At 43.7% G+C, this 16,629-nt stretch carries 19 protein-coding genes; 9 read left to right on the forward strand and 10 right to left on the reverse strand.

Features of this window, described 5'->3' with window-relative positions:
* Window positions 1–157 precede the first annotated feature (157 nt).
* The 5 genes from FTV14_RS00480 (at window position 158) to FTV14_RS00500 (ending at window position 4,819) form a co-directional block, all read left to right on the forward strand.
* Window positions 158–916 carry a DUF3298 domain-containing protein gene (locus FTV14_RS00480; RefSeq protein ID WP_166137863.1) on the forward strand — a complete coding sequence of 253 codons (759 nt, stop codon included), beginning with the start codon at window positions 158–160 and terminating at the stop codon, window positions 914–916.
* A gap of 100 nt (window positions 917–1,016) precedes the next feature.
* Complete coding sequence (gene serS, locus FTV14_RS00485) at window positions 1,017–2,288, forward strand: serine--tRNA ligase (RefSeq protein ID WP_005236894.1); 1,272 nt, start codon at window positions 1,017–1,019, stop codon at window positions 2,286–2,288.
* A 73-nt stretch (window positions 2,289–2,361) separates the two neighbouring features.
* Window positions 2,362–3,735: a siroheme synthase CysG gene (cysG, locus tag FTV14_RS00490; RefSeq protein WP_166137861.1), complete on the forward strand. Its 1,374-nt coding sequence runs from the start codon at window positions 2,362–2,364 to the stop codon at window positions 3,733–3,735.
* Window positions 3,736–3,769: 34 nt separating this feature from the next.
* Window positions 3,770–4,246 carry a tRNA (cytidine(34)-2'-O)-methyltransferase gene (locus FTV14_RS00495; protein ID WP_166137859.1) on the forward strand — a complete coding sequence of 159 codons (477 nt, stop codon included), beginning with the start codon at window positions 3,770–3,772 and terminating at the stop codon, window positions 4,244–4,246.
* 183 nt (window positions 4,247–4,429) lie between these two features.
* On the forward strand, window positions 4,430–4,819 hold the full coding sequence (locus FTV14_RS00500) for a hypothetical protein (RefSeq protein ID WP_171521858.1): 390 nt from the start codon (window positions 4,430–4,432) through the stop codon (window positions 4,817–4,819).
* A 69-nt stretch (window positions 4,820–4,888) separates the two neighbouring features.
* Here the strand turns inward: FTV14_RS00500 and FTV14_RS00505 are convergent, their stop codons facing one another.
* The 6 genes from FTV14_RS00505 to rpoD form a co-directional block, all read right to left on the reverse strand.
* Complete coding sequence (locus FTV14_RS00505; protein WP_004784881.1) at window positions 4,889–6,277, reverse strand: APC family permease; 1,389 nt, start codon at window positions 6,275–6,277, stop codon at window positions 4,889–4,891.
* Window positions 6,278–6,541: 264 nt separating this feature from the next.
* Complete coding sequence (locus FTV14_RS00510; protein ID WP_034170151.1) at window positions 6,542–7,726, reverse strand: iron-containing alcohol dehydrogenase; 1,185 nt, start codon at window positions 7,724–7,726, stop codon at window positions 6,542–6,544.
* A gap of 1 nt (window position 7,727) precedes the next feature.
* Complete coding sequence (locus FTV14_RS00515; protein WP_159123447.1) at window positions 7,728–8,261, reverse strand: hypothetical protein; 534 nt, start codon at window positions 8,259–8,261, stop codon at window positions 7,728–7,730.
* Window positions 8,262–8,335: 74 nt separating this feature from the next.
* Window positions 8,336–8,995 (reverse strand): lipoyl(octanoyl) transferase LipB, encoded by a 660-nt coding sequence (lipB, locus tag FTV14_RS00520; RefSeq protein ID WP_159123448.1) that lies wholly within the window; start codon window positions 8,993–8,995, stop codon window positions 8,336–8,338.
* A gap of 163 nt (window positions 8,996–9,158) precedes the next feature.
* Complete coding sequence (locus FTV14_RS00525; RefSeq protein ID WP_004784874.1) at window positions 9,159–9,446, reverse strand: YbeD family protein; 288 nt, start codon at window positions 9,444–9,446, stop codon at window positions 9,159–9,161.
* A 107-nt stretch (window positions 9,447–9,553) separates the two neighbouring features.
* The gene (rpoD, locus tag FTV14_RS00530; protein ID WP_004784872.1) at window positions 9,554–11,440 is read right to left on the reverse strand and encodes an RNA polymerase sigma factor RpoD; all 1,887 of its coding nucleotides are present in this window, start codon (window positions 11,438–11,440) and stop codon (window positions 9,554–9,556) included.
* 373 nt (window positions 11,441–11,813) lie between these two features.
* Here rpoD and FTV14_RS00535 point away from each other — a divergent pair, with 373 nt between their 5' ends.
* Both FTV14_RS00535 and FTV14_RS00540 read left to right on the forward strand, forming a co-directional pair.
* The gene (locus tag FTV14_RS00535) at window positions 11,814–12,020 is read left to right on the forward strand and encodes a PA3496 family putative envelope integrity protein (protein WP_004784869.1); all 207 of its coding nucleotides are present in this window, start codon (window positions 11,814–11,816) and stop codon (window positions 12,018–12,020) included.
* A 71-nt stretch (window positions 12,021–12,091) separates the two neighbouring features.
* On the forward strand, window positions 12,092–12,616 hold the full coding sequence (locus tag FTV14_RS00540) for a YecA family protein (RefSeq protein ID WP_004784868.1): 525 nt from the start codon (window positions 12,092–12,094) through the stop codon (window positions 12,614–12,616).
* 87 nt (window positions 12,617–12,703) lie between these two features.
* On the opposite strand, the gene FTV14_RS00545 is transcribed toward FTV14_RS00540, so the two are convergent.
* The 4 genes from FTV14_RS00545 to FTV14_RS00560 all read right to left on the reverse strand — a co-directional run bounded on the left by FTV14_RS00545 (window position 12,704) and on the right by FTV14_RS00560 (window position 15,285).
* Window positions 12,704–13,132 carry an ABZJ_00895 family protein gene (locus tag FTV14_RS00545; protein ID WP_166137855.1) on the reverse strand — a complete coding sequence of 143 codons (429 nt, stop codon included), beginning with the start codon at window positions 13,130–13,132 and terminating at the stop codon, window positions 12,704–12,706.
* A 29-nt stretch (window positions 13,133–13,161) separates the two neighbouring features.
* Window positions 13,162–13,779, reverse strand: coding sequence for a DedA family protein (locus FTV14_RS00550; RefSeq protein WP_159123451.1), 618 nt, complete (start codon window positions 13,777–13,779; stop codon window positions 13,162–13,164).
* A gap of 88 nt (window positions 13,780–13,867) precedes the next feature.
* On the reverse strand, window positions 13,868–14,146 hold the full coding sequence (locus FTV14_RS00555) for an FUSC family protein (protein WP_159123452.1): 279 nt from the start codon (window positions 14,144–14,146) through the stop codon (window positions 13,868–13,870).
* Window positions 14,147–14,352: 206 nt separating this feature from the next.
* Window positions 14,353–15,285: a rhodanese-related sulfurtransferase gene (locus FTV14_RS00560; RefSeq protein WP_159123453.1), complete on the reverse strand. Its 933-nt coding sequence runs from the start codon at window positions 15,283–15,285 to the stop codon at window positions 14,353–14,355.
* 188 nt (window positions 15,286–15,473) lie between these two features.
* On the opposite strand from FTV14_RS00560, the gene FTV14_RS00565 reads away from it, so the two are divergent.
* Together FTV14_RS00565 and FTV14_RS00570 are read left to right on the forward strand one after the other, a co-directional pair.
* A complete protein-coding gene (locus FTV14_RS00565) occupies window positions 15,474–15,959 on the forward strand; it encodes a DUF1289 domain-containing protein (RefSeq protein WP_179992824.1) in 486 nt (161 codons plus the stop codon).
* Window positions 15,960–16,004: 45 nt separating this feature from the next.
* Window positions 16,005–16,616 carry a LysE family translocator gene (locus FTV14_RS00570; RefSeq protein WP_180010584.1) on the forward strand — a complete coding sequence of 204 codons (612 nt, stop codon included), beginning with the start codon at window positions 16,005–16,007 and terminating at the stop codon, window positions 16,614–16,616.
* Window positions 16,617–16,629: the final 13 nt, after the last annotated feature.

Genomic DNA, 16,629 nt, shown 5'->3' on the forward strand with positions numbered 1-16,629 from the left:
CACCCTAAATAAAAAAGCAACCTTCGGGTTGCTTTTTTTTGTTCCTGATCGGGATGGATTTGGAGTCATTACAAGGTTAGCGTATATCTGGAAGTTCGGGCGTTTTAGAATAAACAAAAGTTGAGTCAATGAAATTGCAAAATTTTAGGAGCTCAGGATGAAAATGACTTCATGTAAAATAGGCTGGATCGATTGTATCTTATGTCTGAATCTTGGGCTATTTGCCTGTCAGCCTCAAACCTCTTCAGTCACTACATCCGCGCAATCAGAAGACACGGGGCAAATTCAGTCCAAAACAATTCCGGTTAAAGATGCTAATCAGGTCGTGTGTGAAATCGAAGGTTGTGTGCGTTTTGATTTGCAGACTGTAGATACCAATATCAGCTGGATTGATCAGTATTTTATGGAGCGGATCCAGCGTACTGAGCCGGTCGCTTTTAGCAAAGTGACCAGTAATAAAATTAAAGCAAAGGATGAGCCGAAATTTATTGATCAGCGTTCCATTCAGGTGAGTTACCTGAATCAGCATGCTCATCTAGCTACTTTTATCTTCAAAACTACTCATCAGCCTGAACGTGCCCAGTCACAATCTCATAGTGAATATGTCAATCTAGATATAAAACAGAAGAAACGTCTAGCTCTTCATCAGGTTGTGCGCGGTAATACAGATGAAAAACTGAAACAGGCTCTATATCAAGCAAATAAAGACTGGCTAGATCGCTATCAAATCACCCAGCAGAAATTAGCATTGAGCGACAATTATTATTTTGACGGTCAGGGCTTGGTACTGGTTTATCCGGCAGGTGAGTTGAGTAAGCCAATCAGTGACATGGCAGAATTAAAAGTACCTTATACAGCATTAAGCGAGATCATCCGGCCTGAATATTTATCGCTTCTGCCTCAAACAAGCCTTTAAATATTGCGCTAATAAACTCCAGCCGGTAGGTCAGTCACTGTATTTTTTGACGTTAAGAGCTTACACTATAGCCAGTTTTTTTCTTATCCAAAGATTGGCTATGATCGACCCGAAATTACTTAGAAATAATATTGAGGCTGTAAATTTAGCCTTGGCAAAACGTGGTGTTCAACTGAATGTTGAGGAGTGGGCATCATTAGAAGCTCGACGTAAAGAGATTCAATCCAAAACTGAATCCTTGCAAGCTGAGCGTAATGCCGGTGCCAAGCAAGTGGGTCAGATCAAAAAAGCAGGTGGCGATGCCTCTGAAATTATGGCACGCATGTCTGCGATTGGTGATGAAATTAAGGCTGCTGAAGCTGCTCTGGCTGAACTGCAAGCTGAACTGGAAGAAAAATCACTGTCTATTCCAAACCTTCCAGATGAATCTGTACCTGAAGGTAAAGATGAAAATGACAATGTGGAAGTCCTGAAATGGGGTACACCACGCGAATTTGATTTTGAAATCAAAGACCATACTGACTTGGGCGAAATGATGGGCGGTCTGGAATTTGAAACTGCGACCAAACTGACCGGTTCACGTTTCAGCGTTCTGAAAGGTCCTTTAGCGCGTCTGCAACGTGCGATTACCCAGTTTATGCTGGATACGCATACCACTAAAAATGGCTATACCGAAGCCTATGTTCCTTATTTGGTGAATGCAGATTCTCTACGTGGTACTGGTCAATTACCAAAATTTGAAGAAGACCTGTTCAAGCTGCAAGGTGAGAAAGAATTCTACCTGATCCCTACGGCTGAAGTGCCTGTAACCAACTTCGTGCGTGATGAAATCATTGATGCTGACCGTCTGCCACTAAAATATGCAGCACATACCCCATGTTTCCGTAGTGAAGCTGGCTCTTATGGCCGTGATACCCGTGGTTTGATCCGTCAGCACCAGTTTGACAAAGTTGAGATGGTGCAGATTGTAAAACCTGAAGACTCTATGCAGGCACTGGAAGAGTTGACTGGTCATGCAGAAGGTATTTTGCAGGCATTAGGTCTGCCATACCGTAAAATCATTCTGTGTGGTGGTGATATGGGCTTTGGTGCATGCAAAACCTATGACCTTGAAGTCTGGGTGCCAAGTCAAAATACGTATCGTGAAATTTCATCTTGCTCAAATATGTGGGACTTTCAGGCACGCCGTATGAAAGCGCGTTACCGTGCTGACCAGAAAAAAACTGAATTCGTGCATACGTTGAATGGTTCAGGCCTGGCTGTAGGTCGTACTTTACTGGCGGTCATGGAAAACTATCAACGTGCTGATGGTTCAATTGAGATCCCTGAAGTACTGCGTCCGTATATGGGTGGTGCAACTTATATCGACTAAATGTCGGTGTATGCACCAAAATGTGCATGAAAATTGCTTAGACAGTCAGATTTAAAACTTTTTGAGGCATTTTGTGGATATCTTTCCAATCTCGTTAAAGTTGCAACAGCAACCTTGTCTGATTGTCGGTGGTGGACATATTGCATACCGTAAAGCGGTATTGCTACAGAAAGCAGGGGCAGTCATTTCGGTGGTTGCCCCTGAGATCGAAGCGAGTCTGCTTGAGATTGTTCAAGCGACCGCCGGTCAATATGTTCAGGCACCTTTCAATTCTGAAATTCCTCTACGTTCCTACCGTCTGGTGATTGCAGCGACCAATGATGCTCGAGTCAACCGTCAGGTGTTTGAAGACTGTGAAGCTGAAAATGTGCTGGTCAACAGTGTTGATGATCCACCACATTGCCGTTTCATGGTACCAGCGATTATCGACCGCTCACCACTGATTATTTCAGTCGCGAGTAACGGTACTTCACCGGTATTGTCCCGTCAGATCCGTACTCAGCTTGAAGCTACCATTCCGCATGGTATGGGTAAACTGGCTGAGTTCTCTGGTAAGTGGCGTAGTGCAGTTAAAGCCAAGATCACTAATCCCGATGAACGCCGTATCTTCTGGGAAGATTTATATGCCAGTCCTTTGAAAGAACAGGTATTTAATGACAATCTGGCTGAAGCTGACCGTCTGATTGAACAAGCTTTAAATGAATGGCAAAAGCCAAAAGGTGAGGTTTATCTGGTCGGTGCTGGACCGGGTGATCCAGAGTTATTGACGCTAAAAGCCTTACGTTTGATGCAACAAGCCGATGTGGTGATCTATGACCGTTTGGTCTCTGCACCAATCATGGATCTCTGTCGCCGTGATGCAGAGAAGATCTATGTCGGTAAGGCGCGGTCTAATCATGCAGTGCCACAAGAAGGAATTAATGCCTTACTGGTGAAATATGCCAGCGAAGGCAAGCGCGTTTGTCGTCTAAAAGGCGGTGATCCGTTTATCTTTGGCCGTGGCGGTGAAGAGATTGAAGAGCTGTTTGCTGCTGGCGTGGCCTTTCAGGTCGTGCCTGGCATTACTGCAGCTTCAGGCTGTTCAGCTTATGCTGGTATTCCGCTCACTCATCGTGATTATGCGCAAAGCGTGCGCTTCCTGACAGGTCATTTAAAAGAAGGTTCACCAGAGCTGCCTTGGAATGAACTGGTCTATGAAAACCAGACCTTAGTACTGTATATGGGACTGGTTGGACTGGAAAAAATCTGTGCACAATTGATTGAGCATGGTCAGCGTCCAGATATGCCAGTAGCCCTAGTCTCAAAAGGCACCACACCAGAGCAAAAAGTCGTGGTGGGAACGCTCCAAGATATTGCATCGAAAGTGAATGAGCACCATATTCAGGCACCAACCTTGACCATTATTGGTGAAGTGGTGCGTTTACGTGAAAAATTGAAGTGGTCCTAAACGGCCATTGGACTCCCAAAAGTAGAGAAAAGCTGTGATCCATGTTGTTTTATATGAACCTGAAATTCCTGCCAATACAGGTAATATTATTCGCCTATGCGCAAATACGGGAGCACAGTTACATTTGGTCAAGCCACTTGGCTTTGAACTGGATGATAAAAAACTAAGACGTGCCGGTCTCGATTATCATGAATATGCCAATATGCAGATTTGGGAAAATATTGATGACTGTCTGGCCGATCTGGCTACTAAGGGCGTAGGTGTAGATGCAGTTTATCCGCTGACCACCAAAGGTTTTGAAACCCCGCATACCTCAGATCTAAATCGTTCTGTAGCCTTGTTGATGGGACCAGAAACTCGTGGCTTGCCAGAAAATGTCCGTATGATGTTCCCGAAAGAGCATTGGATTCGTCTGCCAATGGCAGAGAATTCACGCAGCTTAAACTTGTCTAATGCGACTGCTGTGATTGTCTATGAAGCATGGCGTCAGCAGGATTTTAAACCGCTTTAAGTTCATCGTACCGATTTAAAAAGCTGCCTAAGGGCAGCTTTTTTATTTTATGTAACAGATGCAGGTACATATTTGTTCTTTCAGGTAATCTAGCAGATAAGCTCTTGAGAATGTAGAAAAAAGGAACAAGATGTGAAAATAGGATGGATTCTAGCAGGCTGTAGTACGTTGTTGCTGGCCAGCATGATGACACAGGCTCAAGAAGCGCCACAGCAATTAGTATCATTACAAGATACAGTTCAGCCCATTACTCAGGAAGAAATCCGCCAAGGGCTGGCAGCGATGCAACAGCGCTTGAATAGCCGCATTGAGCAGTGGGGTAAAACCCTTAGCCGTGATGATTTCGAGTGGACTTGGCGTGGACGTCAGATGAAACCTGCCAAACGTCAGGAAGTTTGCGATATTTTTCAGGGCGTGGTGAATGAAATGTATCAAATGGCAGTGAAAAACAAGGCTCGACTCAGTCCGGAAGATCAGAAACTATTATCCAATCGTGATCTGTTTATTGAAAAACTGGGCTTTCAGAATAACCGGGTAAATACCCAGATGGGTTTTGATTGTCGCCTACAATAAGCTCAGTCTATTATCCAAGAAAATAAAAAAAGGCGCATAAAGCGCCTTTTTAGGTATGAACAATATCGATTATTCAAACTCGTTATGTTGTGGAGCAGGGTGCTTAAAGCCCTTGGTTTTATAACCGAGGTACAAAATACCGAACATCGCCCACCATAAACCGTATTTCAGTGCAGTTTCTTCAATTTCCAACCACATCGCAAAGATACTGATAAAACCAAGCATCGGGATGACCACAAAGCTGAAAATATCTTTCGCAGTTTTAGTACGGCCATCACGCAGTGCATAACGTGAAATTACTGAAAGGTTCACGAATGTAAACGCAGTCAAGGCACCGAAGCTGATCATCGAAATCACGATATCCAGATCCATGAAGCCAGCAGTTAAGGCCACTGCACCTACAATCAGAATGTTGTAGTTTGGCGTATAGCTTTTCGGACTGATATGACCAAAGATTTTCTTGTTGATCACGCCATCACGACCCATGACATACATCAGACGAGATACACCTGCATGAGCAGAGATACCAGACGCCATTACGGTAATGATCGCAAAAGTCAGAACATAAGACTGGAACAGTGAGCCGCCTACAAGAAGCAGAATTTCTGGCTGAGTTTCAGCAATATTCTTGAAGTAAGAACCCGGTGTAGAAGGGAAGTACAGCTGCATGAAATAAGTGCTGATAATGAAAATCACACCAGCGATTAAAGCAGTCAAGAAAATCGCTTTAGGCAAGGTGTTTTCAGTATCTTTGGTTTCTTCTGCCAGAGAGCTTAAAGAGTCAAAACCGGTGAATGAGAAGCACAGTAAGGTCGCACCAGTAATCAGGGCGCCTACCGAAGTCAGTTCATTCCAGAACGGTTCAAGACTCCAAAGCTGGTAACGCTGTTCAGCTGTAATCGGACCATCAGCATTGAAACCGGCCTGCAGTTTGGTAAAGACCATCCAGGTAAAGATACCGATCACCAGTAACTGTACCAGTACGATCAAACTGTTAAAGTTTGCCACGAAGCGTGCACCGCGCAGGTTTACCCCGGTCATGAAGGCAGTCAGCACGATTACCCAGACCCAGTGGTTCACATCAGGAAACAGTGCTTCAAGATAGATCACTGCCAGGATGATGTTCACCATTGGTGATAACAGATAATCCAGCCAGGAAGACCAGCCCACCATGAAGCCAATATTCGGGTGAATCGATTTTTGGGCATAGGTATAGGCCGAACCCGAAGAAGGGTAGCGGCGAATCATGTGACCATAGCTGATCGATGTAAACAAAATTGCAATTAGGGCAATGATGTAAGAAGTAGGAACATGCAAATGACTTTCTTCAGATACCAAACCAAAAGTATCAAATAAGGTCATTGGTTGAATGTAAGCTAAACCAATAATAATGATGTGCCAGAGCCCTAGCGTTTTTTGCAGTTTAGCTGCCGATTGAGTCCCAGAGAAATTTGTCAACGGCGTTATCCTCTTAATCGTTGATCAAGGATCAGTCATATTTAATAAGGATCGTTTGAGACGAACGATCCCCCCTACAATTTTCTATAAAAGCGCGCCAATCTACTTTAAAATTACGGCTTTTACTAGCTATTTTTTGAATTTAGGCCTGCACGAAATGTGCCATTCGAAGCAAAAAACGGCGATTTCCTGCAAGATAAAAGCCCGATGTCTAAAAAAACATCAGGCTTAAATTTTTCGCTATATTGGCTTATTTTTCAGTAATTACCAAGCCTTTTTTAAGATAGATTTCAAATCTTCCAAACTGGCTTCTTTTGGGTTGTAAATGATGGAACCATCATTTAATGCTTTTTCAGCAACTTCATCCAGCTGTGCTTCAGAAATCTTACCTGTTTCACTTAATGTGCGCGGTAATTTGGTCAAGCTATAGATTCGATCACGCATGGTTAAAATTGTAGCAATGGTCTTGTCTGCACGTAAGTGTGCTGGTGTTTGTGCATAGATGTCTGCACCCGCCAATGGCAGCAGCAGCTCGGCAATCTTGTCGCCATTCACTTCCTTGTTGTATTCCAGTACATAAGGCAGGAACAGATTCATACATAGGCCATGCGGCAAATGCGCGACTGCACCTAGAGCATGTCCAAGGGAGTGCACCAGACCCACCATTGAATTGGAGAAGGCAATTCCGGCCATGGTAGAGGCCTGAGCCAGCTCCAGACGACCTTGGGCATCAGTTGGGTTGTCGAGTACGTTAAACAGGTTGGCACTGACCTTTTTCACGGCAGCTGTGGCATAAGCATCTGAAATTGGATTGGCTGCCATACAGGTGTAGGCTTCTACAGCATGTGTCATCGCATCCATGGCTGTCATGGCAGTCAGATGCGGTGGCAGGGTCTGAGTCATACGTGGATCCAGAATCGCTGCATGCGGCATCAGATAATAAGATGCGAATGGCATTTTCACATTCTTTTCGGTATCCGATACCACAGCAACCATGGTCACTTCAGAACCGGTACCAGAAGTCGTAGGAATTACGAAAAATGGCTTCAGCGGTTTAGGCAGGTTATGCGCACCAGAATATTTGAGTAAGTCGTCACCACCTTCAGAGACCAAAATATTGGTCGCTTTTGAGGTATCAATCACTGAACCGCCGCCAACAGCAATAATGGCATCGCAATCATGATCACGATAAAGCTGTGCTGCGCTGCGCACTGTACCTAAACTGGAATCTGGCGGTACATCATCGAAAATCGCTGCAATTTTGGCATCGGTCGATTCAAAAGCAGCTTCAATCGGCGCCAGCAGGTTATTGGCACGTACACCTTTATCGGTAATGATCAGTGGACGTTTGGCACCTAAAGTGGCCAATTCAAAAGGAATGTGTTCTAACGCGGCATGACCAGCAATTACTTTGACTGGGCAGAAAAATTCATAATAAGGTTTTGCCATGTTATACACTCCGTTTCAAATAAGATTGAGCGACTTTTAAGTAGATGCTGCTCGCTTCCATGATTTTATCTTTGAGTCCCAGATTATTCGGGTATTCTTTTACTGCCAGTTGCGCCACCATTTTCGGCAAGATCAGCGCTTCCATTTTGTTCAGGCAACGTACCAGACGGATCGCATAGGAAATATCACCATCGGCAATCATGCGGTCATTGGCAAAGGCCTGAGACGTGCTTTCCTGAAAGGAAAACACCAGAAAGGCATGATGCAGATGCTTAAAGGTAATGGTCAGGTCTGGCTTGATATTGCTTTCTTTGACCAGTTCCAGCTGATGTTGTTCCGTGACCCGGGCAACGAAGGCCGGGCCATGTGGAAAAACATTCATTGAAAGCCTAAAATTGGCGGGAAACTGGGCAACTTCCTGTTTGATTTCTGGGTCTACCTGACTTGCCATGACCAGGCCACGGCCAATGATATCCATCATCAGTTTGACATAGGCAAGCTGCAAAGCGGGTTTTACGGATTTTGTCGCAATCACGTGATGATCCCTATCTTGATATTATTGGTTTAGAGTAATTACTCTAATTTATTTATTGTTAAAATGCAAAGGCTTTATCTTTGCTCGACGTTCACCTGCTTAAAGTAACCGCTGCTGCTTAAAGTTTCAATAATTTCAACACACAAGTCATTAAACTTTGGCGGGTTGCTGACGAGGTCATTAATTCGCACCATTTCCAGGCCTGCATAGCCGCACGGGTTGATGGTATGGAAACCAGTCAGGTCGCAATCAATATTTAAAGATAAGCCATGATAGCTACGGCCTTTACGGATTTTAAAGCCGAGAGAACCAATTTTACGTTCATTCACATAGACGCCCGGAGCATCGGGTTTGGCATAGGCTTCAATCTCATGCTTTTTAAGTAGTTCAATCATCAGGTTTTCGGCATAAGACACCAATGTACGGACATTCCAGCCCAGACGGTTCAGGTCAAACATAAAGTATGCGACGAGCTGACCAGGACCATGCCAGGTGACTTGACCACCACGGTCGGTTTGAATGACAGGAATATCAGTTGGAATCAGGATATGTTCCGGTTTACCGGCCTGACCTTGGGTCAGTACATCATGGTGCTGCAAAATCCATAACTCATCAGGCGTATTTTCATCACGGTTTTCCGTGAAGCTTTTCATTTCCAGAAAACGGTCTTCGTAGGGAGTCAGGTTATTATATTGACGGATAATCAGGGAGGGTTTTTGAACCGCAGCTGTCACAGTGTGCGTCCTTAGAAAATTAGATCATACTGCAAATAATTATAATGATTTCAGCAATAGATAGGGGAGAGATTCGTAGTAATTGTTGGTGAGCTAGTCACACACATAAAAAACACGCCCGAAAGCGTGTTTTTTAATTTGCCAAGGTTGGAGCAGAATAATCTTAAAGTGCAGTCTTGATTAGTGGGCAAGCTGCAAGATCAGCATATACGGCATGCACCTGTTCCAGTTCAAGGAAGCGTAGCTGAGCAGTGATCGAATGATATTTACCAGTACGGGATGGAGTGATGCTTACGCTATCGCCATCAAAGTCAGGAAAATGTTTGGTGAAAATCTCAACGACCGCATTCAGCAGTTCTTCACCTGCAAGGCCAATGAGTTTGATTGGGTAATCCATTGGAAAAACCCAAAGATCTTCGCGGAGTTCACGAGATGGTGTGCGGTCTAACATGTAGTCCCCCTATTCGAAACGCCTGCATAGCGCAGGCGTTTGGGTGTATTGCAATACAAAATGGAGACGAGAGATGAAATTTCAAGTCTCCAAAATTGTATTAAATCTTAATCATTTTCCAGGAATGAACGCAGGTGTTCAGAACGGGAAGGGTGACGTAACTTACGCAGTGCTTTCGCTTCAATCTGACGGATACGTTCACGGGTTACGTCGAACTGTTTGCCGACTTCTTCTAAAGTATGATCCGTTGGCATGTCGATACCGAAACGCATTTTCAGGACTTTCGCTTCACGTTCAGTCAGGTTTTCCAGTACTTCGCGAGTCGCTTCTTTCAGGCCTTCTGAAGTAGCAGCATCCACTGGTGAAGTGATGTTGCTGTCTTCAATGAAGTCACCCAAATGCGAATCTTCATCATCACCGATCGGTGTTTCCATCGAAATCGGTTCTTTAGCGATTTTCAGTACTTTACGAACCTTCACTTCGTCCATTTCCAGACGTTCGCCCAGTTCTTCCGGTGTCGGTTCACGGCCCATTTCCTGAAGCAATTGACGAGATACACGATTGATCTTGTTAATCGTTTCAATCATATGCACTGGAATACGAATGGTACGTGCCTGATCCGCGATTGAACGGGTGATCGCCTGACGAATCCACCAGGTGGCATAAGTCGAGAACTTGTAACCACGACGGTATTCAAACTTGTCTACCGCTTTCATCAGACCGATGTTACCTTCCTGAATCAGATCTAGGAACTGCAGACCACGGTTGGTATATTTCTTCGCGATCGAAATCACCAGACGTAAGTTTGCTTCAACCATCTCTTTCTTGGCACGACGCGCTTTCGCTTCACCGACTGCCATACGTTTGGCAATGTCTTTGATGTCACGAACTTTAAGATCAAGATCTTTTTCGATATCTGCAATTTTTTGCTGGAAGGCCAATACGTCAGGACGTACTTTTTCCAGATAAGCTTTCTGATCAGCAGTCGCTTTCGCAATTTGCTCATCTAACCAGGCTGGATTCGATTCCTGACCCGGGAAAGTAGTACGGAACTGGGTACGGTCCATACGGCCACGACGGACGGCATAACGCATCACTTCACGTTCTGCACCACGGATCTGGTCATGTGTACCACGAATCATTTCAGAAATGATATCGAACAAACGCGGCGTGAACTTGAACATCATGAACACAGTTGCAAGCGCTTGAAGTGCTTCTTCTGCTTCTTTGCTGTTACGGCCGTGTTTTTCCAGTACCGCTTTGGTATTTTTCCAGGCATCTGAAAGTTCGGCAAAACGAACTTTGGCAATTTCTGGATCTGGGCCTGAGTCACCTTCAGAATCGTCATCGCTATCAGACTCTTCATCTTCCTCGTCATCATCCAGTTTTACATCTTTGGTTGACTTGGTCGTTGCTTCTTCATCTTCTTCGATTTCAGCGACTTCTTCCAGCACTTCTGGAATTTCTTCATCTGATTCAGGGTCTAAATAACCTGACAGAATGTCAGCAAGGCGGCGTTCGCCAGCTTCATAATCTTTGTATTCTTGTAGTACAACTTCTACAGCATTCGGCCAGTAAGCAATAGAGTGAAGAACGTCTCGGATACCTTCTTCAATGCGTTTTGCAATGCTAATTTCGCCTTCACGCGTTAAAAGTTCAACGGTACCCATTTCACGCATGTACATACGTACAGGGTCAGTCGTACGACCTGGTTCGTTTTCTACAGATGCAAGTACAGCCGCAGCTTCTTCTTCTGCAACTTCATCAGCAGCTTCTGCAGTATCCTCGAACATTGCATCATCAGATTCAGGCGCACGATCATGGACAGGAATACCCACATCATTCAGCATTTGAATGATATCTTCAATCTGTTCGCTTTCTGTGATGGAGTCCGGGAGATGATCGTTAACCTCAGCGAAGGTTAAGTAACCTTGTTCTTTGCCTCGGCTAATCAGAGCCGCTACTTGAGAAGTAGGGGAAGTCATATCGCTCATCTTTGCTTACTCTTCGTTGAATCTGTGGCAGTGAAAAACCGTGCATGATAGCACAATTCACCTGAAATAGTTTTGGAATTGATCAGTCAAGCATGATTTTATAAATATGTTTGAATAACAATTGAATATCGATATTGGGTCTAAGTTTATCTTTTCAAGTGTATTTCCCAATCTAATTTTAGAAACGTCCCTCATCCATGGGATAAAAAGCGTTCACTATCTAACCAGCTAATAAATACACAATTATGCTGTAGAAAAACAAGAGCTAACTAGTATAAACATACAAAATATATAAATAAAACTTGACAAGTTTTTAAAGGCAAGATAAATAGCGCCTAGACCCATTTACATTTTTCACTACGAGGTAGTTTTAGTGTCTTCGACAGATTTTGAACTAGATGATAGCTACGGTGATGATGATGTTAATTTCGATGAGGCATCGAGTAAGCTAAGTGCGAAAGAGTCGTTGGAAAAACGTCGTTTAATTGATGATCTGCTCTCGCAACGCCGTCTGGAACGCGAACTCAAAGATTTTGATTATGACTTCGACGATGATGACGACTTTGACGACGAAGATTAACGAATTCAGATTTAGCATAGCCTGAATAAATGCTATGCTAATCCTTTCGGTTTTCTAAGTTTGGATGTTAAATGAGTGCTTTAGATTTAGACCTGTTGAGTGAATATCTGGACGGCGACCAAAATGAGTATGGTCTGGATTTTGCGGCAACTCATGGTTTCTTATGTGCTATCGCAGTAGGCCCGCAATTTGACAAATGGATGGATGAACTTTTTGAAGGCAACCAGAAAAAAGTGCCTGCAGAAATCATCAATCAGGTTAAAGCATGGTTAGAGTCAATCCGTCAAAGCTTGGCCAATGAAGAAGGGATCACTTTCCCATTTGAAATTGAAGAAGCAGATACCGAATCAAGTCTAGGTGACTGGAGTGTGGGCTTTGTAGATGCCATGTTCCTGAACGAAGAAGCCTGGTTTACAGAAGAATTTGAAGAACAGTTGGTCGATTTAACGCTGCCAATTATGGTATTCAGTGGCATCGATGAAGAAGATCCGCAAATGGAATCTTTCCGTCGCAATGGTCAGTTAATGGATGAGCTTGCAGAAGAGATTCCAGAAAACTTGAATGAATTATATCTGATGTACCACACACCAGAATAAGTCATGCCCCGCCATGAAAAAGCACCGTCAGGTGCTTTTTTTAGCTCAGGTGTTTTGTACAACGTTTGGACTAGTTAATTACCTAGTCTAAGGTTTATGATCGGCACCCGTACGCTTGCTCAAGCTATAACGCGCATAGCCATTGTAGGCGATATGCAACAGCAAGGCATGTAAGGCAATACTTGCAGCTACCAGAAACGAATTTGGCCCGCGTCCTGTATAAGGCATCCTTCTATAGATTTCCTCCGTCTGTGGATGCAGCCAGATCACTATAAACAAAAAGATAAATCCAAAGGTCATGGCAATAATCGTGGAACCCCAGACCAGTCTGCTTTTCTCTTCCTGGGTGGGTAGTCGGAGTTCTTTTTTCACAAAGTATCGGGCGCTGAGAAAGGCGGAGGCAATCAGGGCAGGAATCAGCAGAATGGCGCCCAGATTGAACACGTAGATGAGTATGCCGACTATTAAGACCAGAGTCAGATAAACGGTGGCAAAATATTTAAGATAGTGCGACATCGTTTTAGCCTCCTTATGCTGAGGTCTCTTCAGGATGGACGATTTTTACGTTGATGTCTACGGTATAAAACCCAGCCCATGATGATCACGACAATCGCAATAATCACATAACTGACCTGACTGAAGATTTTGTGCATCAATTCCTGATTTTCACCAAAATAAAAACCGACACAGGCCAGGAACGTGGTCCAGATAACAGTACCTAGTCCACTATAGAACATGAATTTCCAGAAAGGCATATGGCTCATGCCAGCCGGGATACTGATGAGGGAACGTACTGCCGGAACCATCCGGCCAAAGAATACAATCCGGTGTCCATACTGCTCGAACCATTCCAGAGATTTTTTCACGTCTTCAGATTTGATAAACAAGAATTTTCCATATCGGTCTATGAATCTGAAAATACTGTCGTGGTTAAATTTATAGCCAATCCAATAGAGCAATGCCGCTGCCAATAACGAACCGATACTGCCTGCAATAATGACTCCAACCAGCAGTAATTCTCCTTGAGATGCGGAATAGCCGGCAGAAGGCATAATAATTTCAGAGGGGATCGGGGGAAAGACATTGTCAAGAAACATGAGCAAGGCAATGCCCCAGTAGCCCAGCTGTTCCATGACAGAAATAATCCATTCAGTCAGATTCATAAAATTGGCAAAATAAAAAATACTGCTTGTATCCTAAGCAGTATTTTTAAGAGGGTAAAGTTAAGTTATATAAATGGCCAAGTGTGGATTAACTATGGGTTAAGGTATAAATGTAAACTTTACGTAAGCTGTAAGCCAGGCAAACTGGCAGAGCACTGAGCAGTAAATAGTGTGCTGCTGTAGCCTCAATATGGTAGCCAATAAACAGGGCAAGAATGGCACCAATGATAGTTCCCAAGATCACAATAAACAGATGTGATTCTGCTTCTAGCTCATCTGTCAGTTGGGTAATACGTTCCAGTTTTGTATTTTCTTTAGGTTGGAATCTAACAATATTATCTGGATCCCGAGCAAGTGAATTGGCCATTTTGTTTTCCTTTTCATTTAAAAAATTAATTAATAATGAAAGACTTATGGTAACAAAGTAATGTGATATAAAGACTATCAAGCTTAGCTGTAAAAATATGCTGTTCTTGGTAAGGGATTGGTAAGTTTTTTATTGCAGATGTAATGCTTATGTAAACAAAAAGCCTTCCGAAGAGGGCTTAGATATTTTTAGTTACAAAACTGGAATTAGAGACGTTTACGTTTTGCAGCCAGAATTTGCGATTGACGCATACGGAAACCTTCTTTTTGTTTCTCGGTAGTTTTATCGATGCAGTACACACAAGATACGCCGTGTTCATAACTTGGCAGCGCTGCCTCTTCAGGCGTTAATGGCCAGCCACACGCATGACATTTGGTATTTTGACCTTCTTCCACACCATGTGTAACTGCAGTACGGCCATCAAATACGAAACATTCACCTTCCCAAAGACTTTCTTCAGCTGGAGTTTCTTCTAGGTATTTCAGAATACCGCCTTTCAGGTGATACACCTCTTTAAAGCCTTCCTGAAGCAATAAAGAAGTTGATTTTTCACAACGAATACCACCGGTACAGAACATGGCAATTTTCTTATCCTTGTGCTGTTCCAGGTTCTTTTTCACATATTCAGGGAATTCACGGAAAGTTTCAGTTTTTGGATCGATTGCGCCTTTGAAGGTACCAGCTTTGTACTCGTAATCATTACGGGTATCAACCAGAATCACATCATCACGTGCAATCAGCTCGTTCCATTCTTTAGGATCAAGATAATGGCCAACCAGATCACGTGGCTTAACCGGTACACCTAAAGTCACAATCTCTTTTTTCAGCTTGATCTTCATTTTACGGAATGGTTTGTCAGAGCTATGCGACTCTTTGTATTCCATTTCGTTGAAGCCTTCATCAAGCAGAAACTGATGTACTTTGTCGATGGCTTCACGGTTACCCGCAACAGTCCCGTTAATGCCTTCACCTGCCACAATTAGAGTACCGCAAAGGTTGATGGTTTTTACCAACTCTAAAAGACGTTGTTGCAGACCCGCAGGATCTTGAACTTCTTTGAATTGATAAAGTGCGGCAACAACCCAACCAGTCGTCGCTTGCTGTTCTACAGGTGCAAGCTGTTCTACAGTAGCGTTCATGGAATACTCCAACGTAGCATGATAATTTGAAAGGCGCATATTTTAACGTGATTTGAATGAATAAGCGAGTAAAAGGCCGGGTTTTAACGGACTTCAAATCGATAGGGAGAGCGTGTATAGTCATGCCGACCCAGGATTTTGATGCAATGATGCAGATGCTGGAAGTTGCAGCACAGTTGGAGTAAGTTTTGAGTTCGGATCGTCGTATTGCATCTTTGACCCCTTGCGCAGGGCGTTGCTCAACCGTATTTGGTGATGCGGTCTGTCGTGGTTGCCGCCGTTTTAATCATGAAGTGATTCACTGGAATAGTTATAACGCAGATCAACATACTGCGGTCTGGCAGCGGCTGGATGCACAGCTAGATCAGATTTTGGTCCCGATGCTGCCGATGGCGAATCTGGCCAAAGTGGAAACATTTGTCCTGTCTAAACGGGTGCGTCTACGTGAAGATGCGACTAAAGGTCGTAAGCTTTACCATGCCTTAAAACTCTGTGAAAAGAATCGTCATTTTACTGATGAAAGCGGTTTAGGCATTCATTACAAACAGGTGCGCCCGCTTTGGGATGAATTCGAACGTCGGGTACTGGCACTCGCCAAAGCCAGTTATGACCTGGCTTTTTTACGGGCGGATGGGATCAGTCAGCATTTGATTCATATGCAGGAAGAGGACTAAGTCCTCTTTTTTATTTAGTAAAATCATGATAGCTGAGGAAATGGCATGAATATCAGTGAATATATTCTCTATTGTCTGGCCGTCGTTATCATGATTGCCACACCTGGGCCTGTGATGTTGCTGGTCGCTAGTGCTGGACTGAAAGGTGGCTATAAGCATGCTTTGCAGACCATTTTCGGGACGAATTTTGCTTCTCTGGTATTGATCACCTTATCTATTTTTAGCTTAAAAGGCTTATTGGTCATTAATGAAAACTGGCTGAATGGCATCAAGCTGCTTGGCTGTTTATATATTGCCTGGCTGGGAATCCAGATTTTCCGGGAAGTCTGGCAAGGGCAGGGTTCAACCAGTTCACAAGGCTTGCAGCCAGTACAGGGTGGCTTCCGAACCGGTTTTCTGGTGGGGATCTCCAACCCCAAAGATATTATTTTCTTTGCTGCGTTTTTCCCGCAGTTTATTGGCATCACGCCAAATCTGGATTTAAGTTTGGTTATTCTGACGATCAGCTGGATTGTCCTGGATTTTTTGACCCTGTCATTAGTTTATTTAGGCTTTCAAGGCTTTGCTAAATCCAGGTTGTATCCGTATTTGCTTGGTTTGTGCGGTTTGATTTTATTGGTAGTCGCAGTCTATGGAATATTATCTGTACTCATCTAAAAATATTTATATA

The sequence above is a fragment of the Acinetobacter sp. YH12236 genome (assembly GCF_013417645.1).
Lineage (GTDB): Bacteria > Pseudomonadota > Gammaproteobacteria > Pseudomonadales > Moraxellaceae > Acinetobacter.

Excerpts from the sequence above, each read along its gene's own strand:
- FTV14_RS00480 (WP_166137863.1), top strand. The coding sequence starts at position 158 with ATGAAAATGACTTCATGTAAAATAGGCTGGATCGATTGTATCTTATGT.
- serS (WP_005236894.1), top strand. The coding sequence starts at position 1,017 with ATGATCGACCCGAAATTACTTAGAAATAATATTGAGGCTGTAAATTTA.
- FTV14_RS00500 (WP_171521858.1), top strand. The coding sequence starts at position 4,430 with ATGATGACACAGGCTCAAGAAGCGCCACAGCAATTAGTATCATTACAA.
- FTV14_RS00510 (WP_034170151.1), bottom strand. The coding sequence starts at position 7,726 with ATGGCAAAACCTTATTATGAATTTTTCTGCCCAGTCAAAGTAATTGCT.
- FTV14_RS00525 (WP_004784874.1), bottom strand. The coding sequence starts at position 9,446 with ATGTTAGACCGCACACCATCTCGTGAACTCCGCGAAGATCTTTGGGTT.
- rpoD (WP_004784872.1), bottom strand. The coding sequence starts at position 11,440 with ATGAGCGATATGACTTCCCCTACTTCTCAAGTAGCGGCTCTGATTAGC.
- FTV14_RS00540 (WP_004784868.1), top strand. The coding sequence starts at position 12,092 with ATGAGTGCTTTAGATTTAGACCTGTTGAGTGAATATCTGGACGGCGAC.
- FTV14_RS00545 (WP_166137855.1), bottom strand. The coding sequence starts at position 13,132 with ATGTCGCACTATCTTAAATATTTTGCCACCGTTTATCTGACTCTGGTC.
- FTV14_RS00550 (WP_159123451.1), bottom strand. The coding sequence starts at position 13,779 with ATGAATCTGACTGAATGGATTATTTCTGTCATGGAACAGCTGGGCTAC.
- FTV14_RS00555 (WP_159123452.1), bottom strand. The coding sequence starts at position 14,146 with ATGGCCAATTCACTTGCTCGGGATCCAGATAATATTGTTAGATTCCAA.
- FTV14_RS00560 (WP_159123453.1), bottom strand. The coding sequence starts at position 15,285 with ATGAACGCTACTGTAGAACAGCTTGCACCTGTAGAACAGCAAGCGACG.
- FTV14_RS00570 (WP_180010584.1), top strand. The coding sequence starts at position 16,005 with ATGAATATCAGTGAATATATTCTCTATTGTCTGGCCGTCGTTATCATG.